Source organism: Bifidobacterium sp. CP2, assembly GCF_018555635.1.
GTDB lineage: Bacteria > Actinomycetota > Actinomycetes > Actinomycetales > Bifidobacteriaceae > Bifidobacterium > Bifidobacterium saguinibicoloris.
In genome coordinates, this window is record NZ_JAFEJX010000002.1 from 1 (window position 1) to 21538 (window position 21538).

The 21538-nt window shown below is 68.3% G+C and carries 12 protein-coding genes and 1 other RNA gene; 9 read left to right on the top strand and 4 right to left on the bottom strand.

What is annotated here, in order from left to right:
- Positions 1–578 precede the first annotated feature (578 nt).
- Positions 579–2036: a metallophosphoesterase family protein gene (locus JS531_RS01475; protein WP_214311673.1), complete on the bottom strand. Its 1458-nt coding sequence runs from the start codon at positions 2034–2036 to the stop codon at positions 579–581.
- 321 nt (positions 2037–2357) lie between these two features.
- Here JS531_RS01475 and leuA point away from each other — a divergent pair, with 321 nt between their 5' ends.
- The gene (gene leuA / locus JS531_RS01480) at positions 2358–4277 is read left to right on the top strand and encodes a 2-isopropylmalate synthase (RefSeq protein ID WP_214311675.1); all 1920 of its coding nucleotides are present in this window, start codon (positions 2358–2360) and stop codon (positions 4275–4277) included.
- A gap of 260 nt (positions 4278–4537) precedes the next feature.
- Here leuA and JS531_RS01485 read toward each other — a convergent pair whose 3' ends face one another.
- Positions 4538–6784 (bottom strand): transglycosylase domain-containing protein, encoded by a 2247-nt coding sequence (locus JS531_RS01485; RefSeq protein ID WP_240541992.1) that lies wholly within the window; start codon positions 6782–6784, stop codon positions 4538–4540.
- A 279-nt stretch (positions 6785–7063) separates the two neighbouring features.
- On the opposite strand from JS531_RS01485, the gene ffs reads away from it, so the two are divergent.
- The 7 genes from ffs (at position 7064) to JS531_RS01520 (ending at position 17982) form a co-directional block, all read left to right on the top strand.
- An RNA gene (gene ffs / locus JS531_RS01490) (signal recognition particle sRNA small type) lies at positions 7064–7160 on the top strand.
- A gap of 72 nt (positions 7161–7232) precedes the next feature.
- The gene (locus JS531_RS01495) at positions 7233–8534 is read left to right on the top strand and encodes a phosphatase PAP2 family protein (protein WP_214311684.1); all 1302 of its coding nucleotides are present in this window, start codon (positions 7233–7235) and stop codon (positions 8532–8534) included.
- Positions 8535–8575: 41 nt separating this feature from the next.
- Positions 8576–11614: a type I DNA topoisomerase gene (gene topA / locus JS531_RS01500; protein WP_214311686.1), complete on the top strand. Its 3039-nt coding sequence runs from the start codon at positions 8576–8578 to the stop codon at positions 11612–11614.
- Between the two features lie 168 nt (positions 11615–11782).
- Entirely contained in the window at positions 11783–14293 is a 2511-nt protein-coding gene (locus JS531_RS01505; protein ID WP_214311688.1) for a Cna B-type domain-containing protein, read from the top strand.
- Between the two features lie 137 nt (positions 14294–14430).
- Positions 14431–15207 (top strand): dTMP kinase, encoded by a 777-nt coding sequence (tmk, locus tag JS531_RS01510; protein WP_214311690.1) that lies wholly within the window; start codon positions 14431–14433, stop codon positions 15205–15207.
- Entirely contained in the window at positions 15204–16355 is a 1152-nt protein-coding gene (locus JS531_RS01515; protein ID WP_214311692.1) for a DNA polymerase III subunit delta', read from the top strand. Before tmk ends, JS531_RS01515 begins: the two co-directional genes overlap by 4 nt.
- A 148-nt stretch (positions 16356–16503) precedes the next feature.
- Complete coding sequence (locus tag JS531_RS01520) at positions 16504–17982, top strand: zinc ribbon domain-containing protein (protein WP_214311694.1); 1479 nt, start codon at positions 16504–16506, stop codon at positions 17980–17982.
- 62 nt (positions 17983–18044) lie between these two features.
- Here the strand turns inward: JS531_RS01520 and JS531_RS01525 are convergent, their stop codons facing one another.
- Together JS531_RS01525 and JS531_RS01530 are read right to left on the bottom strand one after the other, a co-directional pair.
- Positions 18045–19055: a LacI family DNA-binding transcriptional regulator gene (locus tag JS531_RS01525; protein ID WP_214311696.1), complete on the bottom strand. Its 1011-nt coding sequence runs from the start codon at positions 19053–19055 to the stop codon at positions 18045–18047.
- Between the two features lie 208 nt (positions 19056–19263).
- The gene (locus JS531_RS01530; RefSeq protein ID WP_214311698.1) at positions 19264–19530 is read right to left on the bottom strand and encodes an HPr family phosphocarrier protein; all 267 of its coding nucleotides are present in this window, start codon (positions 19528–19530) and stop codon (positions 19264–19266) included.
- Between the two features lie 270 nt (positions 19531–19800).
- Between JS531_RS01530 and ptsP the strand changes: the two genes are divergently transcribed.
- On the top strand, positions 19801–21456 hold the full coding sequence (gene ptsP / locus JS531_RS01535) for a phosphoenolpyruvate--protein phosphotransferase (protein ID WP_214311700.1): 1656 nt from the start codon (positions 19801–19803) through the stop codon (positions 21454–21456).
- The last annotated feature ends 82 nt before the right edge of the window (positions 21457–21538 follow it).

Sequence of the window (21538 nt, forward strand, 5' to 3'; positions counted from 1 at the left end):
GCTGTGGTGTGGCCCCGGAGTGTGATTCCGGGTCTGTGGTGTGTTCCGGCCCATGGTCTGTTGGTCCGGAGTGTGGGATGTGGCCTGATTCCGCGTTCCGGGTCCAGTATTTGCGGCACCGGAACGCTGGATGGGGCTGTCCGTACGTTCCGGCCCAGGGCCTGTTGGTCCGGAACGTCAAAAACAGGGGTTCTCAGCGCTCCGGGGCCGCTGTGGTGTGCTGCAGCGCGCTGTGGTGTGGCCCCGGAGTGTGATTCCGGGTCTGTGGTGTGTTCCGGCCCATGGTCTGTTGGTCCGGAGTGTGGGATGTGGCCTGATTCCGCGTTCCGGGTCCAGTATTTGCGGCACCGGAACGCAGGATGGGGCTGTCCGTACGTTCCGGCCCAGGGCCTGTTGGTCCGGAACGTCAAAAACAGGGGTTCTCAGCGCTCCGGGGGCACTTCGGCACGCCCAAGTGTGGCCCGGAGCACTGAGAGTGGGTTTTCTGTCGTTCCGGGACCTACGTCAACGCTGTCAGCGCACCACGGCAACCGTGTCGCACCGTGTCGCCAGTGTCGTCGCCAGAGTCAGCGCCAGCATCAACGCCGCGAGCGCCGCAATACCCGCCGCACGGGCGCGCTGAGCGCATACCCCAAGGCTCCGGCGAGCGCCACGACGGTGGCGAAGGTCGCGGGCCGGCGCAGCTGGTCGCGCAGACTCACCGCGCCGGTCACGCAATGGTCCTCGAACCAGACGCGCAGCTCGTTGCCGGAGTATCGGCCTACGAGCTCGCCCCAGGTGAGCATGCGCGTCTCGTATGCGGCCGGCGCATCCTCATGGAATTCGAACAGGCGAATGCCGCGCAGCCGCGATTTCGGCCCGTAGCATTCGAATCCGCAGGTGGGTGCGTAGCCCAGGTCGATGCCGTCCTCATGCCCGACGAACGCGTTCTTGTGGTCGTGTCCGCAGAACAGCGCGAAATAGCCGCCGGCTTCACGCATCGCATCCACTTCGCCCACGTTCTCGTCGGCGCAGCCGATCGCTTCTCCCAAGCGTGAGCCGGGACGGCATTTCGTTTCGTCCAGCACGTAGCAGCGTCCGGCGAACGTGCGTGATCCTTCGACGGCGTTCGGCGTCCATGCGGGTACTTCCCTGAGCACGTCGTAGAACTCCTGCGGCGGGATGTGCTGGAACGCGATGGCCGGCACGGGCCTGCCGTCGCCGTTGCGCTCGCCGAGTGCGCGCTGCACGTCGCCCAGCCATGCGATCGCCTCGGGGGAGGGCGTGCCGTAGCCGTCGGAATCGGCCAGGTCGAGCCGACGCGGGTTCGTCGCGTACAGCGGGTATTGCGCGTCGCGTTCGGCGGGGGTGTCCTTATCGGCGTAGTCGCCGGAGTTGACCATCATCACGCTCATGGCGATGCGTCCCGAACCGTCCGAGGCTTCGACGGGCAGTGCGAACGTGCCGGGTTCGAGTGCGAGCGGGGTGCCGCCTCCGCGTCCGGTGGCGTCCGTGGTCCCGTTGCCGTCGCCGTCGGCGCCGTCCGCGGCCGGGTTGAGGCATCCGGGGAATTCGCGGTAGATGTCGTCCTGTTCGTCGGCGAGGATGCCGCATTGGAAGTCGTGGTTGCCGTAGGTGGCGGCGAACGGCACGCCCGCTTCGACGACGGGTCCGAGGAATTCGGCGAACGTGCGGCGTACTTTGGCGCGCGTCTCGTCCATGAGGTCGTCGATGGTGACGATGTCCGCGGTGGGCGGCACGTGGAGGTTGTGGCGTTCGGCGATGCGTCGCCTCACGCCTTGCAGTTTCGCCTCGATTTCGGTGACGAGGCGCACGCGCGCGCCCGGCTGTTCGCCGCGGCGGCGTAGGAACGTGTCTATGTAGGCGGGGTCGTAGCCTCGGATCTGGTCACCGGTGAGCACGACCAGGTCGGGTTTTGCGGCCCGTATGGCCTCGCGGATGAGGCGTATGGTGTCCCGGTCGACTTCGGGTTTGTCCTGGATGTCGGCCATCTGCAGCACGCGGAACGTGCCGTCGTCACGGAAACGCAGCGTCATGGCTTCCATGGTAGCCGTGCGTGGGGTCCTTCGGTCGAGTGTGTGCGGCGATGCCTTCGGTTTCGCCCGATGGCGTCCGGCGACGTGCGATGGCGTGCGATGCCGTGCGTCGCGTCTGGTCCGTCCGTTCCCCGCCGATGGTGTCGTGCGATGGATAGTGAGACCGGCGAGGCGTTGGGATGCGACGTAGGTAGGATGGGAAGTTGCGCATGTTACATGCGCGTAAACGCGCAGTCGCCCGCGGCCGTCCGGCCCGGGGAGGGGCGCGCGCCATGAATCGGTGGCCGTGGGAGCGGCCAGATGCCAAGCAAAGGAGGAACGATGGGTCAGGATCAATCATCGGTATTCGATCTCGCGGCTGTGGCCGCTGCGTCCAACGGAGGGAACAACGACCCGCTGCTGCCTCCCGCGCGCTTCATCGGCGAGCCGCAGAAGCCGAGCTCGATGCCGTACAACAAGTACGTGGCGTACGACAAGCAGGTGCCGTTCGACTACCCGCAGCGCACGTGGCCGGGCAAGAAGCTGCAGCGCGCGCCGCGCTGGTGCTCCGTGGATCTGCGTGACGGCAACCAGGCGCTCGTCAACCCGATGGACTCCGAGCGCAAGCTGCGCTTCTGGAATCTGCTCGTCTCCATGGGCTTCAAGGAGATCGAGGTGGGCTTCCCGTCCGCTTCGGAGACCGATTTCGACTTCATTCGCATGCTCATCGAACGTGAGCTCATCCCGGACGACGTGACCATCGTGGTGCTCACCCAGTGCCGCGAGCATCTCATCCGCCGCACCTACGAGGCGCTCAAGGGCGCCAAGCGCGCCATCGTGCACTTCTACAACTCCGTCTCCGTGCTGCAGCGCGAGGTCGTGTTCCGCAAGAACAAGGAGGAGATCAAGAAGCTCGCCACGGACGCGGCCGAACTGTGCAAGCATCTCGAGGGCGAGGCCAAGGGCATCGACCTGTACTACGAGTACAGCCCCGAATCGTTCACCGGCACCGAGCCGGAGTACGCGGTGGAGGTGTGCAACGCGGTGATCGGCGTCATCAAGCCGACGCCCGAGCATCCGATGATCATCAACCTGCCGGCCACGGTGGAGATGACCACGCCGAACGTGTTCGCCGACGAGGTGGAGTACGTCTCCAACAACCTCGACGACCGTGACGCCGTGGTGCTCTCCCTGCACCCGCACAACGACGAGGGCATGGGCGTGGCCGCCACCGAGCTGGCCGTGCTGGCCGGCGCCGACCGCGTCGAAGGCTGCCTGCTGGGCAACGGCGAGCGCACCGGCAACGTGGACCTCGTCACGCTGGGCCTCAACCTGCTCACGCAGGGCGTGGACCCGCAGCTCGACCTGTCCAACGTGCCGGAGATTCGCAAGACCGTCGAATACTGCAACCAGATCAAGATCTCCGAGCGTCACCCGTACGCGGGCAACTTCGTGTTCACCGCGTTCTCCGGCTCGCACCAGGACGCCATCAAGAAGGGCCTCGAGGCCCGTCAGGTGGCCGCCGACCGCGCCGGCGCGAACCTCGACGACTTCGTCTGGCTCGTGCCCTACCTGCCGATCGACCCGAAGGACATCGGCCGCACGTACGAGGCGATCATCCGCGTCAACTCCCAGTCCGGCAAGGGCGGCATGGCCTACCTGCTCAAGACGAACCACAACCTCGACCTGCCGAAGCGCCTGCAGGTGGAGTTCGACAAGATCGTCCAGAAGTACGCGGACGACACGAAGAAGGAAGTCAAGGACGAGGACATCTGGCGCCTCTTCAAGGACGAGTACCTGCCGGTCGAGCAGTCCGGCATGACCGCCGCCGGCGTGATCGTCGGCGACACGCATGACGAGACGCTCGCCCCGTGGGGCCGCCTCAAGCTGCTCAAGGTGGCGGTCTCTTCCGGCGAGGACGGCTCCGACACCGTGCTCAAGGCGCGCGTGCTCGACCGCGGCGTGAACGTCGGCAAGGACGAGGAACACATCCGCGAGGTCTCCGGCGTGGGCAACGGTCCGATCGCCGCGTTCCTCAACGCGATTGCGAACCTCGGCATCGAGGCGTCCGTCATGGACTACGTGGAGCACACCATGTCCGTCGGCACGGACGCGATGGCCGCCTCCTACGTGGAATGCCAGGTGGGCGAGGACGCCGAATCCCAGATCATCTGGGGCGTCGGCATCGACTCCTCCATCACCACGAGCGCCCTGAAGGCGATCATCTCCGCCATCAACCGTTCCAACGCCGGCCGTCGCTGAGCCGTCGGCCAGGCCACGACGAAGGCCTGCCGTCACCTCCCGATGCGATTCGGGAGGCGACGGCAGGCCTTTCGCGTATCTCGCGTATCGGGTGGGCCGGCGTGCGCCGGCCCACCCAACGCCATCGACCGTATGCTTGCGTATCCGGACATACGCAGGACATACGAAGACACGCGATCACATACGACGACGCCCGCGGAACGAAAGGCCGGAAGGCCGTCGCGCCGCGGGCGCCGACCCGCATTCAGATCATTTGGACTTCACTTGGATTCGCTCTCGGTGGAGGTGCCGTTGCCCGTCCCGGAGCCGGAACCCTCCGAACCGTTCGAGCCGGAACCGCCGTTCTCGCCGGAACCGGAATCGAAGCCGCCGCTCTCGCCCGAACCGGACGTGCCGGAGCCGGAACCGCTGCCGGAACCCGAACCGGAGCCATTGCCGGATCCGCCCGTGCCCGTGCCGGAACCGCTGCCCGAACCGGAGCCCGAACCGCCGGAACCGGACGCGCCGGACCCGGACCCGGAACCGCTGCCCGAACCGGAGCCGGCTTCGGACGACGAATCGCCTTCGTTCGTCCTGCCGGACGAGGAGGCGGAACCGCTCTTCGAACCGTAGCCGAGCCCCCACGTGCCGTCGGGGCCGCCCACCTTGCCGTCGTCCTTCGCGGTGGGGAACGTTTCGTTCGTGGTGCCGTTCAACGCCTGCTTCATGTATTCGGTGAACAGGTGGATCGGGTAGTCGGAGCGGCCGGTCCACCGGCCGAACGCCGGGATCTCCTGCGGGTTGCCGTTCGCGTCCGGATACCACATGGCGAACGCGGAGACCACGGACGGCGTGTAGCCGACGAAGCTCGCCGCATACCCGTTGTTCGACGTGCCGGACTTGCCGGCCACGTTGTGCTTGATGGCGCGCGCCTCGGTGGCGGTGCCGGACTGCACCACGCCGGTGAGCGCCTTCGTCACGAGGTTCACGTCGTTTGCCTCGAACACGCGTTCCGTGCCGGTGGGCGCCTTGTACAGCTCCTCGCCCTTGCCGTCCTTGACGCTGGCCACGATGTGCAGCGTGGGCTTGTTGCCTTGGTTGGCGAGCGTGGCGTACGCCCACGTCATGTCCTCCACGGTGAGCGCGTTGTTGCCGAGCACCGTGTACGGTTCGGAGCCGTCCAATGCGGTGCTCTGCACGCCCGCGGTGCGCGCGGTCTGGGCGATCTTCTTGGTGCCGAGCTTGGTCTGCAGGTCCATGAACACGGTGTTGGACGACATGGCGGTGGCCCGGTACAGGTTGATGTAGCCGAGGTTCTCGCCGTCCACGTTGTTCACGGTGCCGCTGATGCCGGGGAACGTGCGGTGCGAGTTGCCGTTGAACACGGTGTCGAGGCTCACGCCGTCCTGCACGGTGGCGAGGAGCGCGAACGCCTTCATGGTGGAGCCGACCTCGTACTGGGCCTGCGTGGCGTTGTTGAGCTGCTTGGTGAGGAAGTCGTCGCCCGCGTACAGGGCGATGATCGAGCCGTCCTTGGGGTTGGCGCTCATCGCGCCGAACTGCATGCCGTCGGGCACCGTGCCCTGCATGCCGTTGGAGGCGGGGCTCACCACCTGCTGCATGAGGTCCTGCTTGCTTTTGTCGATGGTGGTGACGATCTTGTAGCCGCCCGTGTCGAGCTCATCCTTGGTGAACGCCTTGCGGTTCACCAGTTCGTTGCGCACCATGGTGAGCAGGTAGCCGTTGGTGCCCTTGTAGATGTCCTGCTGGCTGTATTCCACGGTGTCCGGCATGGCGGCCTCGGAGGCCTGCTTGGCGGTGATGTAGCCGTCCTCGCGCATGATCTTGATGACGCGGGCGAAGCGTTCCTGCGCCATGGACTTGTTCTGCGCCGGATCCCAGGAGGAGGGGGAGGGGATGATGCCGGCGAGCGTGGCCGCCTCGTCGAGCGTGAGGTCCTTCGCGTCCTTGCCGAAGTACGCCTTGGCGGCGGCCTGGATGCCGTACGCGCCGCGGCCCAGGTAGATGGTGTTCATGTAGTTGCACAGCACTTGGCTCTTGTCCTGCGACTGCGCGATCTTCAACGCGAGGATGGCCTCGTGCAGCTTGCCCAGGTATGAGGTGGTTTCGCCCAGATAGTAGCGTTCCGCATACTGCTGGGTGATGGTGGAGCCGCCTTGGCGCGTGCCTTTGGTGACGTTGTTGAGCAGGGCGCGTCCGATGCCGCGCAGGTCGATGCCGCGGTCCGTGTAGAACGTGCGGTTCTCGGAGGCGACGATGGCGTTGCCCACGTAGTCCGGCAGCGCCGAGCAGCTGATGATGTCCCTGTTCTGTTCGGAGAATGTGCCCATCTGCGTGGTGCCGTCGGAGAAGTAGACGGTGGTGTTCTCCGCGAGCGCGATCTTCTCGGGGGAGGGGACCTCGGTGGTGATGTACAGGTATGCGAATGCGCCGACGCCGCAGGCGAGCAGCGCGGCGAGGATGCCGAGCACCCATTTGAGGACGAGATGCCTGCTGCGTCCCTTCATCTTCGGTCCGCGGCCGCCCTTGACGCGGTGGTTGCCTCCGCGGTAGTGCCGGGCCGCCGGCTTGCGCTCCGCCGTTCCCTTGGCGTTCCTTCGTGCGCGACGAGAATGTGAAACCATGCCCTCCACCGTAACCACATGCCCTGAACAAGGGGCCTGTTTTCGGCCGTGTGAACGTGAACGCGTGCGCTTTTTGCGTGGAATCCTCACAAACCCGCGGTGCGTTCCGCCGGCCTTGCCCGCCCGTCCGACACCCGGCGGTCGAAGCATGGTGTATAGTGGTCTGAGCCTCCACGCGGCGCTACGTCGCCCAATCCCCCCAGGGCAGGAATGCAGCAAGGGTAAGCGGCCTCTTGCGGGTGTGTGGAGGTTTTCTTATTCTTCCTCTCCGATGACGGCGTCGGCCCCTGCGCGGGCGTCCGGTCGATGCGTGTGGGCTACTCTGGGGTGCATGAGCGACGAACAGCAGCCTTCCGCACCTAGGATCCGCGACCCTCACGCCCCCGCGAATCTGGTCGATGATTTCGAGCCGTTGCCTCCCGTGGCGCCGTTCGCGCCAGGTGTTCCGGCACCGGTTCCTCCGGTCCCGCCGGCGCCGCGTCCCGGCGCCGTTCCGGCCGGCGGCTCCGCGCCGTCCTCGTTGGAGGACGTGGCCGACTATGACAACGCCGGCGACATGGCCGCCGCGTTGGGCGTCCGTCCGACGTTTGACGCCGGTTCCGAGCCGTCCGGGCCGTCCGCCCTGTTCCCCGACGACGGGGATGGTTCCGCGGCCGGCCCCCGTTCCCGCCGTGCCGCGCGCGCCGACGAGGATGCCCTGCTGGCCGTCCGCCCCCGCATCTCGAGCCGTGTGCTCTGCGTGGTGTTCGGCCTGCTGTTCGTGGCGGCCGCGTTCGGCGTGTGGTGGTTCGCGGTGTACACGGAGACCGGCCAGTCGCTCGACGACATGGCCGAGACGTCCTTCCGCGCCGTCGCCTCCTCCGGCTTCGGCTGGCTCGCCGCGGGCACGCATGCGGTGGTGGCCGCCGGTTCCGCCGTGCTGGCGGTGGCCGCGGCCGTGGTGGCGGGCGTGCGCCGCCGGTGGTGGCTGCTCGGCCAGTTGGCCGTGTTCGGCGTGCTGTGCGCGGGGCTCGCCGAGTTGAAGCATGTGCTGCCCCGCCCGTTCATCATCCATACGGACATCACCGACGGTTCGTCCGCGCCGTCCGGCCACGTGGTGCTGGCGGTGGCCGCCGCGCTCGCCCTGGTGTGCGCGGTCTCGCGCGGATGGCGTTGGGCTGCGTCCCTGCTGGCGATGGCGTGGACCTGGTTCGCGGCCCTGTCCGTCGTGTACGGGCAGTGGCATCGTCCGTCCGACGCCGCGATGGCGGTGCTGCTGATCGGCGGCGTCGCGATGCTCGCGCTCGCGTTCACGCGTACGTCCGGCATGGACCGGCCCGGGCAGCGCCGTTCCTCCGCCGGCGTGCAGGTGCTGTCCTCCGTGACCGTCACCGCCGGCGCCATGGCGTGCCTGTACGCCTCGTACGTGATCTGGCAGGTCACGCCCGGCCTGACGATGGGCGCGCAATGGGCGAAGACCGGCGCCGTGTGGGGGAGCGTGATCCTGCTGACCGGTGTGACGCTTCTCACCGTGGGATTGGTCGCCGCGCTGCGCCAGCTGACCGCCGCGCCGCTCACCCGTCTGGGGCTGGTGGGCGCGCCGCCCGCGCCGCCGGCGAGGGGAGCCCGCCGCGCCGCCGGCCGACAGTCGTGAGTAAGATACAGCACGTATAAAGGAGCAGGTAAGGAGAGGTCATGGCAAACGGCACCAAGCTCGTGATCGTGGAGTCTCCCACCAAGGCCCGCAAGATCGGCGGATACCTGGGGGACGGCTACACCGTGATGGCATCGGTGGGTCACATCCGCGATCTCGCCCAACCCAGTCAGGTGCCCGCGGCGGACAAGGCCCGGTACGGCAAGTTCGGCGTGGACGTGGACAACGGGTTCAAGCCCTACTACATCGTCGACGGCGACAAGCGGAAAACCGTCTCCGAGCTCAAATCCGCGTTGAAGAACGCCAGCGAGCTCTACCTCGCCACCGATGAGGATCGCGAGGGCGAGGCCATCGCATGGCATCTCGTCGAGACCCTCAAGCCCAAGGTGCCGGTCAAGCGCATGGTGTTCCACGAGATCACCAAGAACGCCATCCAGCAGTCCCTCATGCAGACGCGCGACGTCGACGCCGACATGGTCGACGCGCAGGAGACCCGCCGCATCCTCGACCGTCTCTACGGCTACGAGCTGTCGCCGGTGCTGTGGCGCAAGGTCGGGCCGGGCCTGTCCGCGGGACGTGTGCAGTCGGTCGCCACGCGCCTCATCGTCGAACGCGAACGCGAGCGCATGGCGTTCGTGCGCGCCCCCTACTGGGATGTGGCCGCCACGCTCGAGGCGCCCGGCGCGGAAGGCGCGTCCGTCGCCTTCGACGCGCGCATGACGTCGCTCGCCGGCAGGCGTCTCGCCGGCTCCAAGGATTTCGGCTCCGACGGCAAGCTCACGCCCGACGGATTCGCCGGCAACGTGTGCCGTCTGGACGAGGCGAACGCCACGGCCATCGCCGCGGCGCTGCGCACGGCCGCGTTCACCGTGATCTCGATGGAGTCGAAGCCGTACCGCCGCCGCCCGCTGCCGCCGTTCACCACGTCCACGCTGCAGCAGACCGCCGGCAACCGTCTCGGCATGAGCTCCCGCGCCACGATGCGCGCCGCGCAGGGCCTGTACGAGAACGGCTACATCACGTACATGCGTACCGATTCGGTCACGCTCTCCCAGGAGGCCATCGCGGCCGCGCGCCAGTCCGTCGAATACCATTTCGGCAAGGCGTTCCTTTCCGACGCCCCCAAGCAGTACGCCACGAAGACCGCCGGCGCGCAGGAGGCGCACGAATGCATCCGTCCGGCCGGCGCACGCTTCCGCGATCCGGACGAACTCGCCGCCAAGGTGCCGGGCGACCAGCTGAAGCTGTACACGCTCATCTGGCAGCGCACCCTCGCCTCCCAGATGGCCGACGCCACCGGCTCCACCGCCACGGTGAAGCTGTCCGCGCCGACCGGCGCGTCCGGCGAGGCCATCTTCCAGGCGTCCGGCACCGTCATCGAATTCCCCGGCTTCATGAAGGCCACCGGCGAAGGCCATCGCACGGCGTCGCCGAAGGACGGCGCGAAGGGCGATGCGGTCAAGGGCGACGACAACGCGTCCCTGCCGCCGATGGCCACCGGCCAGCGGCTCGACGCCACCGACGTGCATGCGGACGGCCATGAGACGCAGCCGCCGGCCCGATACACCGAGGCCTCGCTCGTCAAGACCCTGGAGGCGAAGGAGATCGGACGTCCGTCCACGTACGCCTCGATCATCTCCACGATCATCGACCGCGGCTACGTGTACGAACGCGGCCGCGCGCTCATCCCCTCCTGGCTGGCGTTCGCCGTGACCAAGCTGCTGGAGACCAAGTTCCCCAAACTCGTCGACTACCAGTTCACCGCGGACATGGAGAACGGCCTCGACCAGATCGCCCACGGCCGCGAGACCGGCCGCGACTGGCTCACCCGCTTCTACTTCGGTTCCGGCGCGGACGCCGCGCACAACGCCGACGAGGCGCACGAGGGCCTGCAGCAGCAGGTCGCGCAGCTCGGTGAGATCGACGCGCGCGCCATCAACACCATCGACATCGGCGACGGCCTGCACGTGCGCGTCGGCCGCTACGGCCCCTACCTCGAGGACATGGCGCACACGGACGCGGAAGGCAACCCGAAGCGCGCCTCCCTGCCGGACACCATCGCCCCCGACGAACTCACCGTGGCCGTGGCCCGCGACCTCATCGAGAACCATTCCGGCGGCCCGCGCGAACTCGGCAAGGACCCCGTCACCGGCGGCACCGTCGAAGTGCGTAACGGACGGTTCGGCCCCTACGTGGCGCTCGTCCCGCCGGCGGACGCCGTCGCGCCCGCCGCGGCGGCCGAGACCAAGCCCGCGAAGACCGCGAAGCGCGGCTCGAAGAAGGCGGACGGACCGCGCCCCAAGATGGCGAGCCTGTTCAAGACGATGAAGCCGGAGTCGCTCACCCTCGAGGACGCGCTCAGACTGCTGAGCCTGCCGCGCGAAGTCGGCTCCTACGAGGAGACGAACGCCGAGACCGGCGAGATCTCCGTCTCCCACGTGGCCGCGAACAACGGCCGCTACGGCCCGTACCTCACCAAGACGAAGGCGGACGGCTCCACCGAGACCCGGTCGCTGGGCTCCGAGGACGAGATCTTCACCGTCACCATCGACCAAGCGAAGGACCTGTTCGCGCAGCCGCAGTTCCGCGGCCGTGGCCGCGGCGCCGCCAAGCCGCCGATCCGCACGCTGGGCAACGATCCGGAATCCGGCAAGCCCGTCGTCATCAAGGAAGGCCGCTTCGGCATGTACCTGACCGACGGCGAGACCAACCGCACCCTGCCGCGTCAATACGATCCGGCCACCATCGAACCGGCCGACGCGTTCCGCATCCTCGCCGAGAAGCGGGCGATGGGCCCGGCCACGAAGCGTGGCCGCGGCGGGCGTTCGGGAGCCAAGGGTTCGGCGGCGAAGGGCAAGGGCGGCGCCAAGGCCACGGCAAAGACGAACCCCGTCGAGGCGAAGCGCGCCGAACGCCGCGCCGAAGTCAGGAAGCTCGCCGAACAGGGTTGGGCCAACACGCGCATCGCGGAGAAGATCGGCTCCACCGCCTCCACCGTGAAGGCGGACGTCGACTGGCTCACCGCGAACGAAGGCTTCGTCCGGCCCGCCGTAGTCCCCGCCAAGCCGAAGAGGAAGTAGCGGCCGGCCCCTCGTTCCTCGTGGAACACGCCCCCGATGGCATGGTTCGGGGTAGGGGTCATGCTCAACCATGCGTGGATAGATAGCGTCTCCTCCTAGACGCGATGATGCCCGAAGTGTACCCGAATGCGGGTCGCGCGCACATCGCGGACGGGAGGAAGATTTTCAATGTCCGAAACGATGTTCCGCAGGCGTCTGGCCGCCGCCTGCGTGGGATTCGTCTCCGCGGTGGCCATGCTGGCGCCTTTGACCGCCGGCGCCAGCGCCGCGGACAATACCGCGGCCGGTTCCGATACCGCGATATCCGTCATCGACGCGCAACGGCTCGTCAGCCGGTTCACGGCGGAATACGGTGCGAACGGCCCGCAGGCCGCTGCCACGCCGCGCGCCCAGGCGGCACCCCGGGCGCAGTCCGATGAGGCCGACGCCCCGGCCGCCGCGGCGGACGAGCCGGTGGACGGCAAAGTGACGTCCGCCGCCGATCTGGCCGCGGAGATCGCCGCCGCCAAGGACGGCACGCCCGCCACGCTCACGCTCACCGCCGACGTGGCGCTCGACCAGCCGCTCGACATCCCCGCCGGCAAGCGGATCACGCTCACCGACGACGGCACCGCACGCGCCATCACCTACAAGGACCTGCCCGCATACGGCAGCGGCGTCATCACCGTCGAACAGGGCGCGTCCCTGACCTTCGACGGCGCGCACCTCACCCTCGACGGCACCGGAGCGCAGCCGCAGTACCGCATCATCCGCACCAACGGCGCCTTCACGCTCAAGCAGGGCACGATCACCGGCGCCGACACCATGGGCACCGCGTACATGCAGGGCGTCGCGAACGCCGGCGGCGTGGTCCTCGCCCAAGGCGCGGACGCCTCCTTCACCATGACCGGCGGCGCCATCACCGGCAACAAGGAGGGCATGTCCCTCGGCAGCGCCACCGTGTTCGTCTCCGGCGGCGCCAAGTTCGACCTCTCCGGCGGCGAGATCTCCAGGAACGACCTCACCAGCGGCGAAGGCTCGCTGACGGGCGACACCTGGAAGGACCCGAACAACGCCGGATTCCACGCCCCGGTGTGGATCTATCCGGACGGCGCCTCCACGTTCACCATGACCGGCGGCGCCATCACCGGCAACACCGGCTCCCTCGCCGGCGCCGTGCTCGTGGGCTATCCGCTGAGCAACAGCGCGAAATCCACCGTCACGATGACCTTCACCGGCGGTTCCATCGCGGACAACAAGGGTGCCGCATACTCCGGCGGCATCTCCCTGTTCAGCCGCGGCTCCGCGCCCGTCAAGCTCGACATGAGCGGCGAGGCGAAGATCACCGGCAACATTGGCCCGATGGGCGGCGGCATCGCCACCAGCGACGACTACGCCACCAGCCGACCCAACAGGGACAAGGACCCGGCCGCCTACAACCAGTGGCTTAAGGGCTACCCCGAATACCAGAAGGGCTTCGAAGGCGAGAGCTTCACCATGAAGGGCGGTGTCATCGCCGGCAACAAGGCCGTCAGCGTCAAGGGATGGGCGAGCGGCACCGGCGGCGGCGTGTACATCGCCACCGACACGGTCACGCTGACCGGCGGCACCATCTCCGGCAACTTCGCCGAACAGGGCGGCGGCGTGTACGTGAGCACCGAACCGTACGTGCTCACCCTTACGGACGCCCTCGTCACCAAGAACACCGCCACCGTGCTCGGCGGCGGCATCTGGCTGTGCCCCACCGGCGACCTCAAGAGCGCCGTGCGCAACGGCGGCGCCGTGTTCGACAACACCGCCTCCTCCGGCGGCTCCACCGGCTACGACACCGCCGCCGGCGCCGACGTCGCCTCCGTCTCCAAAACCTTCAACGAAGGCGTGTACCTGAGCAACCGTCTGCTCGGCAACTGGCTCACCGGCTGGTACCAGGACGGCGCCATCAAGCAGCACAAGGACTCCGCCTACTGGCTGGGCGAACCCGACGCCTCCACCAAGCGCTACGACGCCATGACCCCGGCCGAACAGGCCAAGGCCAAGCGCGGCGGCATCGTGCAGTCCAAGGACGACCTGGCCCTCCAGGCCGTCACCACGGACACCGGCAAGCAGGTGGCCCAATCCAAGGCCAAGCTCGTCATCTCCGACAATACGGCCGAACGCGGCGGCGGCATCGGCGCCAACGGCGCCGTCGTCTTCGGCGAATACCCGGTGGAATTCCCGAAGATCGACGTCACCGCCACCAAGGTGTGGAAGGACGACGGCGACAAGGCCGGCGCACGCCCGCAGTCGGTCAAGGTTGCCCTCTACGAGGACGGCGAACAGATCGACGAGGCCACCCTCAACGCCGACAACGGCTGGACCTTCACGTGGACCGACCTGCAGAAGATCGCCGGCGACGACCCCGTCCAGGCGGACGGCAAGTCGCTCGCCAAGTACGAGGTCAAGGAGGTCGGCACGGTCAAGGACTACACCGCCTCGGTGAGCCAGTCCACCGACGTCGACGGCGACTTCACCTTCACGCTGACCAACACCTACGTGAAGCCCTCCGAGCCGAACAAACCCGGCGAAACGGGCGGCAACGGCAAGCCGAACCAGCCGAAGCAGCTCTCCAAGACCGGCTCGGCCGTGGCCATCGTCGCGGCGGCGGCCCTTGGCCTGCTGCTCGCCGGCGCCGCGCTCGCGGCGACGCGCGTGCGCCGCTGACGGCACGACGGAACCGGCATGATGGCCGTGGCGTCGGAGCGATGCATCGCCCCGACGCCACGGCCATCGCCGTATGCGGGCCGGTCACGCGGGTCCATCGTGCGGTCCCATCGCCGGCAGCGGATACAGTGGGGCACATGACCGGACTGTTCATCTCCTTCGAAGGCGTCGACGGCGTGGGCAAGACCACGCAGGTCGAACGGCTGCGCGCCTACCTCGAATCGCAGGGGCGCACCGTCGTCACCACCCGCGAACCCGGCGGCACCGCGCTCGGCCGGGCCATCCGCCGTCTGCTGCTGCACGGCGTCGGCGTGGCGGACGGAGAGACGGCGACGGACGGCGGTGACGGCACGGGGAACGCCGCGCAGGGCGCCGACATCGCGCCGCGCGCCGAAGCGCTCCTGTTCGCCGCCGACCGCGCCCAGCACGTCGCCGAAATCATCCGGCCGGCATTGGACCGCGGCGAAGCGGTCATCACCGACCGCTATCTCGACTCCTCCCTCGCCTATCAGGCGGGCGGCCGCGAACTCACGGCGGACGAGATCCGTTCCTTAAGCATGTGGGGTACGAACGGCCTGCTGCCGGACCGCACCTACCTGCTCGACATGGACCCGACGCAGTCGCACACGCGGCTCACCCACGATGAGGACCGCATGGAATCGGCCGGCGACGACTTCCAACGCCGCACGCGCGAGGCGTTCCTCGCGCTCGCCGCGGTCGAACCGGAACGCTTCCGCGTCATCGACGCCGGCCGCACCATCGACGACGTGTGGGCCGCCATCCGCAGGGACGTCGACGCGCTGCTGCACGGCGACGATGACTGCGATGACGGTGGCGACGGTGCGGACGCGTCGGGCGCCGCGTCCGACGGAACCCACGACGGAACCCACGACGGAAACGAGGCGACCGCATGAGCGTATGGGACGGCATCATCGGCCAGCAGCCGGTCGTGGAACAACTCAAGGCCATCACCCTCGGCGACCCGAAGCAGATCGCGCAATCGTGGCTCATCTGCGGCCCTCCCGGATCGGGCCGCTCCAACCTCGCCAAGGCGTTCGCCGCCGCGCTCGAGAGCCCGGACCACGGCATGGGCGACGAACCCACCAAGGTCACGCGGCAGGTGCTCGCCGGCACGCATCCGGACGTGAGCATCCTCGCCACGGACAAGGTGACCATCGGCATCGACGAGGTGCGCGAGCTCATCGGCGTCTCCGAACAGATGCCCAGCACCGCGCCATGGCGGATCATCATCATCGAGGACGTCGACCGCATGCTCGAACGCACCACCAACGTGCTGCTCAAGGAGATCGAGGAGCCGGCCGAACACTGCATCTGGCTGCTGTGCGCCCCCAGCGCGCAGGACGTGCTGCCCACCATCCGCTCGCGCACGCGCATCGTCAACCTCGCCGTGCCCGGCGCCGACGCGGTGGCCCGGTACCTGGAGACGGGCGTGGGCGCCGAGCCGAAGATCGCGAAACGGGCGGCGCGGCTCGCCGAAGGACACATCGGCATCGCCAAACTGTACGCCACCGACGAACGCGTCATGACCGACCGCGACGAACTCGTGGTGGGCGTACTCGAACTCGCCAAGGCCTCCGACGCGGTGATTCTCGCCGGCAGACTCATCGGCAATGCCAAGGCGCAGGCCGAAGTGGACGTCGCCGGACAGGCCGCGCGCGCCGAAGCCGACTTCCGCCGCATCAACGGGCTCGGGCCCAACGACCGCATCCCGCCGAAACTGCGCGGCGCCTACAACGCCATCGGCAAGAAGGACGAGCTCAAACGCCGCTCCACCCGACGCAGCCGCGACGTGCTGGACCGCGCGCTCAACTCCATCGCCTCCGTCTACCGGGACGTGACCGTCCTGCAGAACGGTGCGGAGGACGCGGTGGGCCTCATCAACCTGGAGAACCGGGCAGCCATCACCGAGCTCGCGGCGAGGCTCTCCCGCGAAGGCGCGCTCGCGCGGCTCGACGAGGTGGCGCGCGCCCGCAGGCGCCTCATGGGCAACGGCAACCCGACGCTCGTGTTCGAGGCGTTGTTCTGCGCGCTGATTCCGTGAGGCGGGCGCGGGCGGTGACGCGGGCGGCGTAGCATGGAGGCGGAAGGTCCGTGGGGTCCGCCGTCTCCCGCCGTAGTGGTTGGTCGGCGCAGTGTTGGGGTGACGGCCATGCGGACGGTACCGGCATTCACCAGTGGAAGGGGTGGATATGAAGGTCTGTACGCGATGCGGTGCGCAATGCGCCGATGACGTGCTGTTCTGTGGTTCATGCGGGAGCCCGTTGCCGCAGGCGGCACCGGGTGTGCCGGGCGTTCCGGGTGCGCCGGGGATGATGGGTGTGCCGGGCGCTCCGACGCCCGTGCGGGGAACGTCGCCGGCTCAGGCGCCGCAGGTGCCGATCTGGGGTGCGGCTCAGGTTCCGCAGGCGGCTCAGGTTCCGATGGTTCCGCCGGTTCCGCAGCAGGCTCCGACGGTTCCGCAGACCCCTGCGGCCGGGTATGGCGCGATGATGCCGCAGCCGCCGCAATCGCGTCGGTCCGGTGGGACGCAGGCCGGCGGGGCGGGTGTCGGTGCCGCTGTTGTGGCGCCGGACGTCTCCGCTCTGCGCGCCGCGCGCGTGCCGCTGGTGCTGATGCTGGTGGGCGCGGTGTTCGGCATGCTGTACACGCCGTTGACGCTTCTTGGTTTCGCGCTGTTCCCCGGCTCGCCGAGCGTGGGCGGCATGGTGTTCTCCTCGGTCGTCAACGGCCTGGGTGCCGGGCTGACGTTGTACATGGCGTTGGCGCTGCTGCTGTCGCTGACGGCCGATGGCCGGCGTGTGCGCGGCAACGGTCTGGTGCCGGCGTTCGTGGTCACGGTGCTGTATATGGTGTGCGCGGCGCTCAGGTCGGCGATGCCCGATCCGACGTATGTGGCGGCAACCATCCTGCTCGGCGTGGGACTGTGCGTCATGACGGTCCTGCTGCTCGTCGCGTCCTCCCGTGCGAAGGCCGACCGTGCCGGCGCGGGGATCGGCGGACGCGACGACACGCGTGCCGGGGTGCTCATCGTCTTCGTGGTCTCCATCGTGACCCTGCTCGCGGATGTGTTCGACGGCGTGGCGCACGGTCTGGAGTCGGAGGCGTGGCTGGTGGGCTCGAATCTGTACTCCCTGCTGAACGCGCTGATGCTGCTGATCGGCGTGTTCCTGCCGATGATGGTGCTGGGCGGCAGGCTCCGCCGTGCCACCGGCACGGGCTGGCATATCGCCCCGCTGGCGGGGTTGGTGATCGGAGCCGCGCTGCAGGTGGCGAGCGTCTGGACGGCCATCGCGGGGCAACAGCTGTTGTACCGCCTGCGGCAGGGGCGAATCACCGCCGATGAGTACTCCAGGCAGGTGCTGCCGTTCAGCGGCGTCGGCGCTTGGCTGGGGGTGGCGTTCTTCCTCGTCGTCCTCGTCGTCGTCATCGTCATGCTGGTCGGCGTATCCAAGGCGTCGCGGGGTGCGTCTGTGCCGGGCGGGGCTCCTGCGCCGTCCGTGCCGTCCGGTGTCCCCGCGGGGCCGTTCGTCGGGGCTTCGTCCGCGTATCCGTCCGCGGCGTCGTCCGCGTCACCGGCTGCCTATCCGACGTCCGTACCGGCTGCGGCCTATCCGACGTCCGTACCGGCTGCGGCCTATCCGACGTCCGTGCCGCCGGCGCGACGCTGACCCGCTGCGATTGTCCTCGTTCGTCCTGCGACGGTCGGCCGACTGTCCTCCTGTGTGGCCGGTCAGCGCTTCGTGCTGGAGACGCGCACGATGAGCTGCGGCGGCAGGGAGACGTGGCTCGGATGGCCGGGGCCCGCCTCGATGAGGCGCAACGCCTCGGACACGATGCGCGCGTATGGCGGGCGCACCGAGGTCATGGTGGGCAGCGACGCCGAGGCGATGGGGGAGTCGTTGTAGCCCACCACCTTGATGTCCTCCGGCACGTTCATGCCGAGCGCGTGGAGGGCCATCATCACGCCGAACGCGATGGTGTCGTCCGCGCAGACGATTGCATCCGGATGGCCGCGCTCGCCGAACAGGCGGATGGTGCAGTCGAAGCCGCGCGTCACCGTGCGGTCGCCGAACCGGTTCCACTCGCTCTGCGTGGTGAGGCCGGCGGCGCGCACCTGCGTGTGGAACATGGCGAACAGTTCGGCCGATTCGAACGAGACCTCCTTGCCGGCCAGATACGCTACCGATTCGACGCCCTGCTCGGCCAGATGTCGGATGATGGCCTCCATGGCCGTGTTCTCGTCGATGGACACCATGTTGGTGCGGAAGGAACGCTGGCGTCCGCCCACCTGCACGATGGGAATGGAGTCGGCGTACTTGTCGAACGTCTCGGACAGGTCGGCACCGGCCGAGGTGACGGTGATGAGGCCGTCCACCTTGCGCGAGCACAACGATTCGATGCGGTCGACCTGGGTGGTCTCGTCGGCGGCGATGCCGAGGAGAAGCTGGCGGCTGTCGCTGTCGACGACGGGTTCCAGCGCGTCGAGGAGTCCGGCGCAGAAGTTGTCCGATGCGCTGGGGATGACCAGACCGATGGTGTTCGTCACGTCGGAGCGGAGGGCGCTGGCCGCATAGTTCACCGAGTAGTCGAGGTCCGCGGCGGCTTTGCGCACGCGTTGCGCGATTTCGTCGTCCTTGGTGCGTCGTCCGGAGAGCACGCGCGAGACCGTGGCCGTCGAGACCTGCGCCCGATTGGCGACCTCGAGGATGGAACTGGGGGATTTCGACGCCCGGCTGGCCATGTGCGTTCAAGTCCTTTATGCGTATGTGCGTGGGTTCATATGCGGTGGTGTCATGCGGCATACGAGGTGCGAAAACAATTTCGCCGCCCGGCGCAACATGGTAGTGCAGGGCGGCGAAACCGTTAGGAATAGGGGGTTCGGTGCGTCGCGATTGCGCTTTCGCGCGCATCGAAGTCTGTAGGTGCGGGGCGGTATGCGCCCCGGTGGGTCACTCGGCCTTGGTGAGGGTCTCGACCAGGGAGTCGGCCACGGTCTCGGCGTTGTCGCCGTCGACGGTCAGGTTCACGGTGTCGCCCTGCTTGATGCCCAGGCCCATGATGGACAGGATGGAGCCGGCCGGGACGGGGGAGCCGCCTTCCTTGGCGATGGTCACGGTGCAGCCGGAGGCGGTGACGGCCTGGGCGAACTCCGCGGCCGGACGGGCGTGGATGCCGACGGGATCGTTGATCACGGTGGAACGGGTTGCGGTTGCCATAGGAGCACTCCTTTGTCGATAGCAATTGTTGGGGCGCACGTCAGTCACTGACCTGTGCTGATAGGTACTATAGCACAGGAAAACACGACACGCGGAAATCGATTACCGGCGTTGTGCGGCGGGTCTTTCTGTGTATACTGTCACTGTCGGTAAATGGATTACCTGCATGCGTTACCGAGGCGTCAAGGACGCGTGGTGCGCGAGGGTGACCGCCGCGGGATGGACCGCGGGAAGCCGGCAACGAAGTCAAGACATAAAGGAGTGCTCAACATGGTTATCACCGGAAGCGGAATCGGACGTGGAGTCGCGGTCGGCAAGGTCATCCGCATGGCTCCGCCGCTGGAGGAACCCGCGGACGTCCGTCGTGACGCATCCATCAGCGCCGTCGTGGAGAACGAGCGCGTCTCCAAGGCCCTGGCCACCGTCAACGCCGAGCTGAACCGCCGCGCCGAAGAGGCCAAGAACGGCGACGAGGGCGCCAAGCAGGCCGCCCCGATCCTCGAGGCCATCGCTATGTTCGCCTCCGACCCGTCCCTGGCGACCTCCATCCAGAACCTCGTCAACGGCGGCAAGACCGGCGAACGCGCCGTGCTCGAGGGCTTCGCCCAGGTCGAGGAGATGTTCAAGATGATCGGCGGCTACCAGGCCGAGCGCGCCGCGGACCTGCACGATGTGGGCCAGCGCGTCATCGCCGAGCTGCGCGGCGTGCCTGCCCCGGGCGTGCCGGACTCCGACGAGCCGTTCGTGCTCGTGGCCGAGGATCTGTCCCCCGCGGACACCTCCGGTCTGGATCTCGAGAAGACCCTCGCCATCGTCACTTCGCAGGGTGGCCCGACCTCCCACACCGCCATCCTGGCGCGTGCCCGCGGCATCGTGGCCGTCGTGTCCGCCGCCGGCGCCGAGGACCTCAAGACCGGCGACACCGTGATCGTCAACGCCGCCAAGGGCGAGGTCGTCGTCGACCCGACCGACGCGCAGGTCGAGGAGGCCGAGCACGCCAAGGCCAAGGCCGCCCGCGCCAAGGAGCTGCGCGGTCAGGCCGGCGGCACCAAGGACGGCCACCACGTGCCGCTGCTCGCCAATCTGGGCAAGCCGGCCGACGGCAAGACCGCCATCGAATACGGCGCGGAGGGCGTGGGCCTGTTCCGTTCCGAGTTCCTGTTCATCGGCAACGCCGAGCCGCCGAGCGTCGAGGAGCAGACCAAGGCGTACACCGAGCTGCTCGCCCAGTTCCCGGGCAAGAAGGTCGTCATCCGCATGCTTGACGCCGGCGCCGACAAGCCGCTGCCGTTCCTCACCCCTGAGGACGAGCCGAACCCGGCCCTCGGTCTGCGCGGCCTGCGCACCCTGCGCGTCCACAAGGAGGTCCTCGAAGGCCAGCTCAAGGCCCTCGCCGCCGCCGACGCCCAGACCGACGCCGACCTGTGGGTCATGGCCCCGATGGTCGCCGACGAACACGAGGCCGCCTACTTCGTCAAGCTCGGCAAGAGCTTCGGCCTGAAGAAGGTCGGCGTCATGGCCGAAGTCCCGTCCATCGCCCTCATGGCCGACAAGGTCGCCGAGGTGGCGGACTTCGTCTCCATCGGCACCAACGACCTCACCCAGTACACGATGGCCGCGGACCGCATCCTCGGCTCCGTGTCCAACTACCAGACCGCGTGGCACCCGGCGGTGCTGCGTGCCATCAAGCTCATCGCGGACGCGGGCAACGCCCACGGCATGCCGGTCGGCGTGTGCGGCGAGGCCGCGGCCGATCCGGATCTGGCCGTCGTGCTCACCGGCATCGGCGTGAACTCCCTGTCCATGACCCCGGTGGCTCTGGACGACGTGCGCGCCGCGCTGGCCGAGGTCACCTTCGAGGAGGCCAAGGCCAAGGCCGAGGCCGCCCTCAACGGCGACTTCTACAAGCCGGCCTGGGGCGACTGATTCCCATCCTGCCGGTTGGGCGCTCGCTTCCCCGACCGGCAGGCATCCGATTCCCGCGGTTCGCGGCCGTTCCACGGCCCGA

What these genes read in the sequence shown, in the direction of transcription:
- JS531_RS01530 (WP_214311698.1), bottom strand. Translation starts at nt 19,530, where the DNA reads ATGGCAACCGCAACCCGTTCCACCGTGATCAACGATCCCGTCGGCATC.
- JS531_RS01495 (WP_214311684.1), top strand. Translation starts at nt 7,233, where the DNA reads ATGAGCGACGAACAGCAGCCTTCCGCACCTAGGATCCGCGACCCTCAC.
- JS531_RS01485 (WP_240541992.1), bottom strand. Translation starts at nt 6,784, where the DNA reads ATGAAGGGACGCAGCAGGCATCTCGTCCTCAAATGGGTGCTCGGCATC.
- JS531_RS01525 (WP_214311696.1), bottom strand. Translation starts at nt 19,055, where the DNA reads ATGGCCAGCCGGGCGTCGAAATCCCCCAGTTCCATCCTCGAGGTCGCC.
- ptsP (WP_214311700.1), top strand. Translation starts at nt 19,801, where the DNA reads ATGGTTATCACCGGAAGCGGAATCGGACGTGGAGTCGCGGTCGGCAAG.
- tmk (WP_214311690.1), top strand. Translation starts at nt 14,431, where the DNA reads ATGACCGGACTGTTCATCTCCTTCGAAGGCGTCGACGGCGTGGGCAAG.
- topA (WP_214311686.1), top strand. Translation starts at nt 8,576, where the DNA reads ATGGCAAACGGCACCAAGCTCGTGATCGTGGAGTCTCCCACCAAGGCC.
- JS531_RS01505 (WP_214311688.1), top strand. Translation starts at nt 11,783, where the DNA reads ATGTCCGAAACGATGTTCCGCAGGCGTCTGGCCGCCGCCTGCGTGGGA.
- JS531_RS01515 (WP_214311692.1), top strand. Translation starts at nt 15,204, where the DNA reads ATGAGCGTATGGGACGGCATCATCGGCCAGCAGCCGGTCGTGGAACAA.
- JS531_RS01520 (WP_214311694.1), top strand. Translation starts at nt 16,504, where the DNA reads ATGAAGGTCTGTACGCGATGCGGTGCGCAATGCGCCGATGACGTGCTG.
- JS531_RS01475 (WP_214311673.1), bottom strand. Translation starts at nt 2,036, where the DNA reads ATGACGCTGCGTTTCCGTGACGACGGCACGTTCCGCGTGCTGCAGATG.
- leuA (WP_214311675.1), top strand. Translation starts at nt 2,358, where the DNA reads ATGGGTCAGGATCAATCATCGGTATTCGATCTCGCGGCTGTGGCCGCT.